Source organism: Vibrio splendidus 12E03 (genome assembly GCF_000272105.2).
GTDB classification, from domain to species: domain Bacteria; phylum Pseudomonadota; class Gammaproteobacteria; order Enterobacterales; family Vibrionaceae; genus Vibrio; species Vibrio splendidus_I.
This window is the reverse complement of the sequence record NZ_AJZD02000138.1, coordinates 1-10088: the sequence shown is the minus strand read 5'-3', so window position 1 is coordinate 10088 and position 10088 is coordinate 1. Positions and strand designations below refer to the sequence as shown.

At 44.4% G+C, this 10088-nt stretch carries 12 protein-coding genes and 1 riboswitch; of the genes, 3 read left to right on the top strand and 9 right to left on the bottom strand.

Features of this window, described 5'->3' with window-relative positions:
* From A142_RS24735 to A142_RS10520, 9 genes are all read right to left on the bottom strand, one after another.
* A partial coding sequence (locus tag A142_RS24735; protein ID WP_198928598.1) for a hydroxyethylthiazole kinase occupies positions 1-114 on the bottom strand: 114 nt, incomplete at its 3' end.
* Positions 115-143: 29 nt separating this feature from the next.
* Positions 144-824: a thiaminase II gene (tenA, locus tag A142_RS10555; protein WP_019820866.1), complete on the bottom strand. Its 681-nt coding sequence runs from the start codon at positions 822-824 to the stop codon at positions 144-146.
* Positions 825-832: 8 nt separating this feature from the next.
* Positions 833-1789: an ABC transporter substrate-binding protein gene (locus A142_RS10550; RefSeq protein WP_017086372.1), complete on the bottom strand. Its 957-nt coding sequence runs from the start codon at positions 1787-1789 to the stop codon at positions 833-835.
* 119 nt (positions 1790-1908) lie between these two features.
* A complete protein-coding gene (locus A142_RS10545; protein WP_019820863.1) occupies positions 1909-2724 on the bottom strand; it encodes an ABC transporter permease in 816 nt (271 codons plus the stop codon).
* Complete coding sequence (locus A142_RS10540; protein WP_019820861.1) at positions 2717-3475, bottom strand: ABC transporter ATP-binding protein; 759 nt, start codon at positions 3473-3475, stop codon at positions 2717-2719. Before A142_RS10540 ends, A142_RS10545 begins: the two co-directional genes overlap by 8 nt.
* Positions 3465-4358: a bifunctional hydroxymethylpyrimidine kinase/phosphomethylpyrimidine kinase gene (gene thiD / locus A142_RS10535; protein ID WP_019820860.1), complete on the bottom strand. Its 894-nt coding sequence runs from the start codon at positions 4356-4358 to the stop codon at positions 3465-3467. Before thiD ends, A142_RS10540 begins: the two co-directional genes overlap by 11 nt.
* Before the next feature lie 96 nt (positions 4359-4454).
* Positions 4455-4566: riboswitch (TPP riboswitch) on the bottom strand.
* A gap of 141 nt (positions 4567-4707) precedes the next feature.
* Entirely contained in the window at positions 4708-5736 is a 1029-nt protein-coding gene (locus tag A142_RS10530; RefSeq protein ID WP_019820858.1) for a DUF4382 domain-containing protein, read from the bottom strand.
* Between the two features lie 423 nt (positions 5737-6159).
* Positions 6160-6411: a DUF2999 family protein gene (locus A142_RS10525; RefSeq protein WP_004731647.1), complete on the bottom strand. Its 252-nt coding sequence runs from the start codon at positions 6409-6411 to the stop codon at positions 6160-6162.
* A 130-nt stretch (positions 6412-6541) separates the two neighbouring features.
* The gene (locus A142_RS10520; protein ID WP_019820856.1) at positions 6542-7639 is read right to left on the bottom strand and encodes a YdcF family protein; all 1098 of its coding nucleotides are present in this window, start codon (positions 7637-7639) and stop codon (positions 6542-6544) included.
* Between the two features lie 496 nt (positions 7640-8135).
* On the opposite strand from A142_RS10520, the gene A142_RS10515 reads away from it, so the two are divergent.
* The 3 genes from A142_RS10515 to A142_RS10505 all read left to right on the top strand — a co-directional run.
* Positions 8136-8810, top strand: a complete 675-nt coding sequence (locus A142_RS10515) for a glutathione S-transferase family protein (RefSeq protein WP_019820854.1) — start codon at positions 8136-8138, stop codon at positions 8808-8810.
* Positions 8811-9099: 289 nt separating this feature from the next.
* Positions 9100-9297: a hypothetical protein gene (locus A142_RS10510; protein ID WP_019820853.1), complete on the top strand. Its 198-nt coding sequence runs from the start codon at positions 9100-9102 to the stop codon at positions 9295-9297.
* A 66-nt stretch (positions 9298-9363) separates the two neighbouring features.
* Positions 9364-10088 (top strand): DUF262 domain-containing protein (locus A142_RS10505; RefSeq protein ID WP_019820851.1); only part of this gene is annotated, 725 nt, incomplete at its 3' end.

The window sequence follows — 10088 nt, the reverse complement described above, 5'->3', positions numbered from 1 at the left end:
CGCCAATAACGCATTGGCCGTGTTGTTCATCACGACGTAATTGGTGATGTTCACAACCAACGGTTTTTGCTCTCGTACTGCGCGCAGCGATTGGATGATTTGTTCAGTTAGCATGGATTAATCCTTATTCGTGAAAGTCGATTTTAAGCTGCGGTTGAGTCATTAAGTGCATTCAAGCCTTGCTGCCAAAAAGCCACTTCCATACGCGTTGCGGTTTTAAAGATATGAACGATGTTCTGGCCGCGCTCGCTGTTAATATCAATTTCAGCCAGTAACTGATTGAAATACTCTGCGCCCGTTGCCACGCCAGACTGGAACTCTTCTCCACCGTACAGTTGCAGCCAGCTTGCGTATGGGTTGCCTTCCAAAACGGTTTCACTGCTTTCTAACAGCGCTTTACCAATCACAGCGTAACCAATGGAACACGGAGCCAGTGCCGCATAAAGATCGACAAGATCACCTGTCATACCCGCATCTAGAACGTAGCGCGTGTAAGCAACTGTGCCGAAATCTTCTGGTTCGCTTTCCAAGTCAGATTCAGTTAAACCCCACTGACCACAGTAAGTCACGTGGTGTGAAATTTCAGAATCTAATAGAGCATGAACACTTGGCAGTGCACGACGCATATCAGCCAAGGTTTTAGCCTTGTAAATTGCCAATGCATAAGCGCGAGCATACTGCTTCAAAAACAGAAAATCTTGCTTCAAGTAATGCAGAAAACACGGCTGAGCAAGAGTGCCGTTCGCCAGCGTTTTAACAAAATCATGCTCGGTGTAATCTTGCCAATCTTGTTGACAGGCTTGGATTAAGTCTTGGTATTTCATGAGATTCCTTAGTCAAAAGTCGGTACGTAGTCAGCGGCTTTTGGTAGTGATTTGATAATGCCTTTGTCGAACATGAACTGTGCGTAATCGTCGTAACGTTTCAGGTCAACCGCTGAAGGGCGAAGTGCAAAACGAGTCAGCGTGTCGTTCCATGCACGTTGGTTAAGCTCGTTGTTCAGCGTATCAGGTGAATACGCAACAAACTCGCTCCATGACTCTTGTGGGTGATTCACAATGTAAGTGGTTGCTTGTTCCAATGCTTTGTTGAACGCTTTGATCGCTTCATCATCATGCTGCTTTGCGTTCGCAACAAAGATAAGCTCATCGTAAGCAGGAACACCGTGCTCTTCTGGGAAGAATGCTTTTGCTTTAAAGCCTTCAAGAGCTAACTGGTTGGTCTCGAAGTTACGTAAGCCACCCCAGATTGCATCTACCTTCCCTGATGCCAATGAAGACGACAGTGCCCAACCGACATTGATGGTTTGCACGTCTGTAAACGCAACATTTTCTTGCGCTAGCATAGTGCCAATAGTCGCTTCTTCGTTTCCTGCGATCGCAATACCGATCTTCTTGCCTTTCAGATCCGCTAGCGAATCGTTCTTGCCGTTATCCAATACCATTAGTGTATTTAGTGGCGTCGCGATAAGGGTTGATGCACGAACTAAAGGAAGACCCGCTGCCACATCCATGGTTAAACTTGGTTGGTAAGTTACCGCTAAATCGACCTTACCTGCCGCGACCAATTTTGCTGGTGTGCTTGGGTCTGCTGGCTCTTGAATTTCAACCTCTAGGCCTTGGTCAGCAAAGTAGCCACGCTCTTGAGCGATCACAATCGGGCCATGGTTCGGGTTCACAAACCAATCCAACATCAGCGTCAGTTTCTTTTGTTCAGAGTCCGCTAGAGCATGACCTGAAACTAGCGAAGCAAGCAGTGCCACTGCACCTATCAATTTGGTATTTTTCATAGTTAACCTTTCCTTTTGAATATTATTATTGTGTTTATAGAGCTAATTTTTAATGAGGTTTGTTTAGATAAATAGCGTTGAGCGAAGCCTTATTAAACAAAGTGTTATTGAGCAAGCCATCACTGGTTCTCCCAAGGGATGGCTTTTTTGAGTAACTTGTCTGTGATGAAATAGAGCGAGATAGACAGCACCGCCAAGATAAACAAGGCCGCAAACATCTCATCAATGATCATGCGCGCATTGGCTTGTAGCATTAAGTAACCTAAACCTTCACTGGAGCCTACCCACTCACCGACGACTGCGCCTATTGGGGCTATCACCACCGCAACACGAATACCAGACGCCAATGTTGGCAATGCTGCAGGAAGTTGGATATAGCGGAGCAATTGCCATTTCGATGCACCCATGGTCTTGGCAAGATCAAGGTAACCTGTCGGTGTATTACGCAGGCCGTCGTAACAACAAGTGGTTACAGGGAAGAAGATAATGATCGCCGCCATAACGACTTTTGATGCAATGCCATAGCCAAGCCATAGCATTAACATTGGCGCAATCGCAAAAACAGGAATCGCTTGGCTAGCAATTAAGATCGGCAACAGCCAACGCTTCAGGGGGTCAAACATCAACATCTGCAAGGCAAAAAACAGCCCCATAGACAAACCGAGCAATAGACCAAGTAAGATCTCCTGCGCAGTCACCCAAGTGTGTTTGAGTAACACATCGTAACGTTCAATAAGTTTTAAAAAGACTTCTGCCGGCGCTGGCAGAATGAAGCTTGGCATCTCGAAGATAACCACCACCATTTGCCATAAACCTAGAATCACAGCACTGCTGATCAGCAAACGCATAACGGGATTCATCTGACGAGGATGTGCTGTGCTAACCTGCGCGTTGGTTGAACGAGCCACAGCTTCGCTTCGCGTTAGATCATTCATAATCACGCTCCAACTGATCCAAGATCGCTTGTTGTAACTCAGCACATTCACCGTCTAACACTCTTGGTGTTGACGTGAGAGGCACAGATAAAGAGTGAGCGCTTGCAGGCGTGCCTTGTAACACATACAAGTTATCCGCCAAACGCACCGCTTCTTGTGGATCATGGGTGATCAACACAACGGTTTTATCTCTTAACAGTTCACACGCTAAGCTCTGTAACTTGTGTCTTGTTACCGCATCCAGCGCAGAGAAAGGTTCGTCCATCAACACCACTGGTTTGTCTTGCATTAAGGTGCGAGCCAAAGCAACACGCTGACGCATACCGCCAGACAATTGATCTGGCATAGTAGACGCGTGACTAGCCAAACCAACCGCAGCTAACAACTCGAGTGCTTGATTGGTTTGCTGTGCTTTATCAGAAGCTGGATTTTGAAAGCGATGACTTAGGCAAACATTGTCGATAACCGACAACCATGGCAGTAACAAGTCTTGCTGTGCCATGTATGCGATGCGATCCGTTAAAGGCAATTCATCAGACGTTGCCAATGTGCCCTGCCACTCCACCTTGTCGTCCAACAAGCCTGCCAGATAACGCAATACCGTGGTTTTCCCGCAGCCACTTCGACCCAACAATACCGTCCACTTACCTGCGTTTAAGCTAAGCGACAACCTAGACAAGGTCGCGTGCTCACTGTCGTTATAACGCAAGGAGGCATTGCTGAGTTGAACACCAACCGTATTAACGGACATTACCGTGTCCAACGAAGAAGTGATTTACAGGCCCATGACCTTGGCCGACTTGTAACTCATCAGCGTGAGCAATCGCGCGAGAAATGTATTGTTTTCCTAGGTCAACAGCGTCTGAGAGCGTGTTGCCTTGCGCTAAGAAAGAAGCAATCGCAGAAGAGAGCGTACAACCCGTGCCATGAGTGTTTTTGGTAGGAAAACGTTTAGCGCTAATCAGAGCAGATGCGGTTGGTAGAATCAGTAAGTCGTTACTGTTCTCATCCTTCTCTAAGTGGCCGCCTTTGAGAAGAACGGCTTTCGCGCCCAGTGCGCGTAAGTCTTCAATCATGCCCTGCATTTCGGCTTCGCTTTCAGGGACAGCTTTGCCTGTTAACGCCGCGCCTTCTGGCAAGTTAGGGGTAATGATGTCTGCCAGCGGAATCAGTTCCTGCTTTAGCGTCGTAATAGCAGAGTTTTCTAAGAGAAGGTCACCACTTGTCGCGACCATCACAGGGTCAATCACTAAGTGTTTAGGTTGGTACTGCTTAATTTTGTCTGCAACGACTTTGATGATTTGCGAATCAGCCAACATGCCGACTTTTACTGCCACGATATTGAGATCAGTAAACACTGCATCTAACTGACTAGCGACATGGTCGAGTGGAATAGGAAAAATGGCGGAAACGCCTTGCGTGTTCTGGGAAGTGATAGCGGTAATTACCGAACAAGCGAAACTACCGGTCGCAGACATAGCTTTAATATCAGCTTGGATACCTGCGCCGCCACCACTGTCAGAACCAGCGATCGTCAATACAATCGGAGTGTTTGTTCGAATCGAACCATCAGCAGAGTGCTGTGAAACTGAGGCTTTTAGCGTTAAATCTTTTGAATTAGAACTGTGTGTCATTGTCGCTCCTACTATCTTACAAGACGTAGGAGAACGAACACCGATCGAAGGAGAAGTCGCAATAAACACATGAAAGTTTTCATGGGTGCAGACGCAGATCGAGTGCTTATAGTTCCCTACGCCAGTGTTAACTGAATCAGGTTCAACGGGTCTCGATTAACGATCTCAGCAAACACCAAATAAGGTATATGCCCCCCGACTATTGATAGCGATAGTAACAGCACTCTCACAACTGAGATACTGATTTTATTCAATTATAAGATTTACCCTAGAATTATCACTAGCAGATTCAAAAACGGCCCCAAAATTGGAGGCCGTATTTATTAGCATGGTAAATCAAATCAGCAATCTAAAATGACACTTGGATGTCTTGACCAACGGTTACTTGCACGCCATTTTGAGCTTCATATATTTCAAAACCATCAGTAACCGGATCAGCATTGTCTTCATCACTGTCGTGTTGCGCAGTACAGGTATAACCCAATGAGTAAGTACCTGGATCAATGAAGCCCAGAGAGAACTCATAGTTAGTCTGTGCTTGGTTTATTGTCACTGATGCTGAAGTGATCGGTTTCACTTCATCACTGCCGCCAATCGGAGCCATGTCAGCTTTAGCGATGTCACCTTCATACAAATAAACCGACTGAACATAAGTATTATCATTTGTAGGATTACAAGCTTCGAAAGTTGTGGTGGCAACAGTACCTTCAATGTTTCCTGTCTCAACCGTATTGATAAGGCTTACAGACGTTCTTTGAATGGTGTAATCAGGGAAAGTCGAACTGTTCTTTAGGCCGCGTCGTAGATCGAACTCGACAACAAAATCATTACTTTGTTGATTCACATTAAATGAGTTGTTGAAGTAAAGCACGCCAGCGTTATCTTCTTTACCCACGCCTTGCGGGCACGCGCCTTCACCTTTCACCGTTAACTCACGATTCGTATCATCATTTTCTACCACGTAAGATGGATCTGTTGGGTGATCGCCATCATTCGCAAACACACACAACTTATAGCTGCCTACCGGAATGACCTCATTTTCAATCAAAGGGAGCGCATCGCTGCCTTGGTAATCCAACAAATTCACACTTGATGGAATCGGATCCTCACCATCTGGCAATGGATCGCCATTTTCATCAACGTAGTCGCCGTTTTCGTCCGTTTTATACACATCATATATCAGTGGCGATCCTCCCCCTTGAGGAAGTAAAGCGACCTTACTGAATGTCACGGTGACGTCTTTAACATCATCAATGGGCGCATCACTCACGCTTAAGGTAATGGGTGTCGTACTGCTTGATGATCCTGAGTCTCCGCCACAACCAACAAGCCCTGCCAACACAAGGCTCGCTAAAGCCGTTTCCTTTAAATATTTCATAACTCATTTCCTATAAAATCACTGCTCAATAAAGGGCTTATTCGAGTGCCCTCTTATTCTTTTTCTTGTTGTGACCCATAAATAAACAGCGCTATTGTTTGATGTTTATATCCCTACTATTCAGGGCATTCCTCATCCAAAAAAAACTGTTCATCAAGGTGCACATATCAAGTCGCACATAGGTTAATTAAGTCTAGTAAGTAAATTGTCAGTAGCAACACATATTTGGCAAAGGTGCTGTCAATTGTGTTGAAATAGTCGTTGAGTAGAAAATGGGAGTCAGGGATTGAAAGCAACTTGATCAAAGTGAATAATCGCCACCAAGATCAAAAAAGGCCGTTAAGACAGCCTGTTGCTGAACTTAAACGACCTTTTCATTGAATTTTGATTAAGCTAAGACGATATCAGCTCATTCAAACTCACTTATTTTTGAAGTTGCTCTTTAGCGGCTTCAACCTTAGAAAAATCTAGGCCAAGCTCTTCAACTGCTTCTTTGATTAGCGCAGGGTTTTGCATTACCTGACCCATCAGCATTTGAAGCTTATCTTGTGGTAAACCAAGTTGGCTGATTGTCGCCATTGCTGCAAGAGGGTTCTCGGTCAACGTTTTGAATAGCTCGCTGATCTGCTCGTCGCTAATATTGTTCTCTTTCAACATTGCTAAAATCGGGTTCATTTTTTTGCCTTTGAAACACTAAATTAAGTAGGAGCACAGCATACCATCTAGCTGTGCTCGATTGTACTAGCAAGTGAAGCTATGGTTGAACGAGATCTGTGCTTTTCCCAAACGCAAATAATGCTTGGGCTTAACGAGACTCTAATGGGTAAGAACGGTAGCTCCACATACCATACGTTCTCAGTGCGTCACGGTAGATGCCTAGAAGCTCACCACTGCTCGCTTTCTTAAGATCTTCTAGCGGCTTATCTGGGTAAGAAACCGTATCGAAGGTAATGCCCTGAGGGCCAGTTTGCCAGCTAGCAATTTCAAACAGAGTTTGACCACGACGAACATGGCTTGCCGAGCTAATAATGGTCGCGTGTTTAATATCATGACGAGCAAGCGCATAGCTACTGAACAAGGCATTACCTACCGTGCTGGTCGCGTAGTTCTCTTCGATGATGCGATCTTTGCTTACCCCTTTCTCGATAAGCCAATCGGCCATTAACTTACCTTCAGTCTTATGGTTCTTCGGCACGCCGCCGGTTAAGACGATCATCGCGTCTGGGTTAGCTTTAGCCATTGCTAATGTCGTTTCAAGACGCTCAATCAAGATCTGATGCATTGAGCCGTCTGGATTAAGCGCGTAACCCAATGTAACGATCGCGCCATGATCATCGAGCAAGCCTTTATCCGCAGACTCTTTCAACGGTGCTTCTAACACGCGGTCGACCGTCGCAAAAATACGTTTGATGTCTTCTGCTTTGCCTTTGTTCAGGCTTTCCAGTTTCTCCATATGCTTGTTAGATTCACTTTCATTGCCTTCAAATCGCTGCCAAACCGCAAGGTAAGCATGAAGGTCAACATCGTCTGGTGCAACCGTCAGTGCTTGTTCAAACAACTCAATAGCGCGCTCTGCATTCTTGTTGTAGATCTGAGCGTTCGCAGCCGAGATAAGCAAATCGGTACGGTAAGGTTCTAACTGGTACGCTTCTAACAATCGGTTGGTCACAATTTCCATGTTGCTTGGCATTTTAGCCGTGAAGCCCGCGTGAGAAATTCTTGCCGGAGACTTAAACGCCTGCAACGCATCAAGAAGTAATTGGTCGACAACTTGTCGCTTAGTCACCAACTGCGAGTAATCCGCAGAAGCCTGTACTGCGCCATCGTTAGCAGCAAAAGAAAATGGAGTTGCGCCAAAAGCGAGCATGCCACCAAGAGCGAGGGCGATAATGTTCTTTTTCATGGAAAGATCCTGTGTCGTTAAGTGTTCACATCAGATTTGCTCACCAATGTAAGTCTCTAAGATTAAAAAACCGTGAAGCACACCTGAATCTCTAACGTTTATATTCATTTGTTGCATAAGCTGTGGCAGCAGATCACGATTTTGAACTTACCAATAAGCCTGTGTATCGAGATAATTCTGATTTGAACCAGTGCTCAACGTTTTTGTTGGAATATCTGACTGCGGATTTCATACGTCCTATCCCGCCACAAACCACCCATAACAATCCGATCTCCGCATAAAACAACGTATCAAAGAAGCAACTTTAAGCTCATTTTTTCAACGACTTAAGATTCAACATACTGAATCGCGAGATTTTACCCCTCGCTCAAATAACGAGGTTTTAAACACATAGACTTGGGATACGGATCAACAGATTTTCAAACAATTCAAAATCAATTATTGAACGACCGTTCAAGTGGTGCTTTAATGAATGACCAATACAAGGAGTTACCCCATGCTTAAGTTCTATTTTCACCAAACACCCAACCCAATGAAGATCGCTCTGTTTCTGGAAGAGACAGGCCTAGATTTTGAACTCGTTCCTGTTGATACCTTAAAAGGCGAACAACACACGCCGGAATATCGTTTGATTAACCCGAACGGTAAAACGCCAGCGATTGAAGACGAAGGACAACGCGTGTTCGATTCTAACGCCATCCTTCTATACCTATCAGAGAAGACAGGCAAGCTTGGTGGACAACCAGAAGACAGAGCTGAACTGCTCTCTTGGATGATGTTTATCGCGAGCGGCCTTGGTCCATACTCAGGCCAATCAGTACACTTCCGTCATGCGGCACCAGCAGGCCTAGACTACGCTGTGAACCGTTACCTACGTGAAGCACAACGTCACTACGAAGTGTTAGAGAAGCATATGGAAGGTCGTGAATTTATCGTCGGAAATGAGTACACCATTGTCGATGTCGCTGCATGGGGTTGGATTGATAAAGCACCTTTCGTGCTTGGTGAAGAAGGCCTAGAACCTTACCCGAACTTGAAGCGTTGGTTTAACGCAATCAACACTCGCCCTGCTGCACTGCGCGCCCGCGAAACAGGCAAAGACATCGAATTTAAAACCGAACGTGATGAAGAAGCGAAACGAGCACTGTTTCCTTCGAATTATGCGAAGTAAAAGAAGTAAAGTCTGATAATAGGGCTCAGTAGTAACCTACTGAGCCGCTTTTCCCTAGAGTGCCTATAAGTCAAAGTCCCCTCCCTCCTTGTTCAATAACTTCTATCTCTATTCAACAACCCAAACTAACGCATTCATAATTGGCCTAAAATCCGTAAGTAACTGTTGTAAGTCATAAAATACAGATTTAGAGCTACTTGATATGAGATCATAATGATATTCTATATGTCATTAAACATTTCATAGGCTTTGAAACGAGCTTTTAAGTCAATCTAAGCGTGGTTTGTATATGATGGGCATCGAGCACAATGGATATACATTTGTTGTCGATAAAGGCGCTCACAAAGCAGTAAGTAACACAGGCCTAGTAGATAACGACATTCAGAGCTTACCAGGCAAGATGCTAGCGACCAACTCTAACGGAGCGACTCTAAAAGTAAAGGTTATGGGAAGAGTTACGTTAGTGATAAAAGTAACGATGGTATAATTTCTAGTAATATATACACCTAGATCTATTTAGTGTTTCATTATCAAATATTTAAATGGAAAAACGATGGCAACAGAAATCCAAGATAAAATTGTAGAGCAAATAGAAAGCGCATCCCACACTGTTAGAACAGATGGTTATTCTATGTCTATCGGTGAGCTCGTAAATCTATATCGTGATGGAGACCTGATTCTTGACCCTGCGTACCAACGATTGTTTCGCTGGGAAGATCATCAGAAAACTAAATTGATTGAATCAATTTTAATTGGAATACCTATCCCAGAATTATTTGTTGCTCAAAACGAAGACCATACATGGAACATTGTTGACGGTGTACAGCGTCTATCTACAATTTTTCAACTCTTTGGCGTATTAGAAGGGCATGACCCTCTAGTATTAGACACTTGCAATTACATCCCTGCCCTCGAAGGTCAAACATGGGATACGCTACCGATGTCGACTCAACGGTTGATCCGTCGTTCAAAATTAAGCGTAAGTATCATTTTATCTCAAAGTAGTACAGAAGCTCCATATGAACTATTTCAAAGGCTAAATACTGGCGGATCACACTTAACGGCACAAGAAGTTAGAAACTGTGTAATTTTAATGATCGACGCTTCATTTTTCGACATTCTCAACGACCTAAAAAACTTCCCTGAATTTCTAAGTTGTATTTCTTTGAAGGAAGATGACCTTGAAAAAGAAGAACACATGGAGCTCATTCTAAGAACCTTTATTGGTTATACTAATAAAGTTAATTATTCTAGCTATGGATCAATCAACAAAATTGT

What these genes read in the sequence shown, in the direction of transcription:
- tenA (WP_019820866.1), bottom strand. Translation starts at nt 824, where the DNA reads ATGAAATACCAAGACTTAATCCAAGCCTGTCAACAAGATTGGCAAGAT.
- A142_RS10550 (WP_017086372.1), bottom strand. Translation starts at nt 1,789, where the DNA reads ATGAAAAATACCAAATTGATAGGTGCAGTGGCACTGCTTGCTTCGCTA.
- A142_RS10545 (WP_019820863.1), bottom strand. Translation starts at nt 2,724, where the DNA reads ATGAATGATCTAACGCGAAGCGAAGCTGTGGCTCGTTCAACCAACGCG.
- A142_RS10540 (WP_019820861.1), bottom strand. Translation starts at nt 3,475, where the DNA reads ATGTCCGTTAATACGGTTGGTGTTCAACTCAGCAATGCCTCCTTGCGT.
- thiD (WP_019820860.1), bottom strand. Translation starts at nt 4,358, where the DNA reads ATGACACACAGTTCTAATTCAAAAGATTTAACGCTAAAAGCCTCAGTT.
- A142_RS10530 (WP_019820858.1), bottom strand. Translation starts at nt 5,736, where the DNA reads ATGAAATATTTAAAGGAAACGGCTTTAGCGAGCCTTGTGTTGGCAGGG.
- A142_RS10525 (WP_004731647.1), bottom strand. Translation starts at nt 6,411, where the DNA reads ATGAACCCGATTTTAGCAATGTTGAAAGAGAACAATATTAGCGACGAG.
- A142_RS10520 (WP_019820856.1), bottom strand. Translation starts at nt 7,639, where the DNA reads ATGAAAAAGAACATTATCGCCCTCGCTCTTGGTGGCATGCTCGCTTTT.
- A142_RS10515 (WP_019820854.1), top strand. Translation starts at nt 8,136, where the DNA reads ATGCTTAAGTTCTATTTTCACCAAACACCCAACCCAATGAAGATCGCT.
- A142_RS10510 (WP_019820853.1), top strand. Translation starts at nt 9,100, where the DNA reads ATGATGGGCATCGAGCACAATGGATATACATTTGTTGTCGATAAAGGC.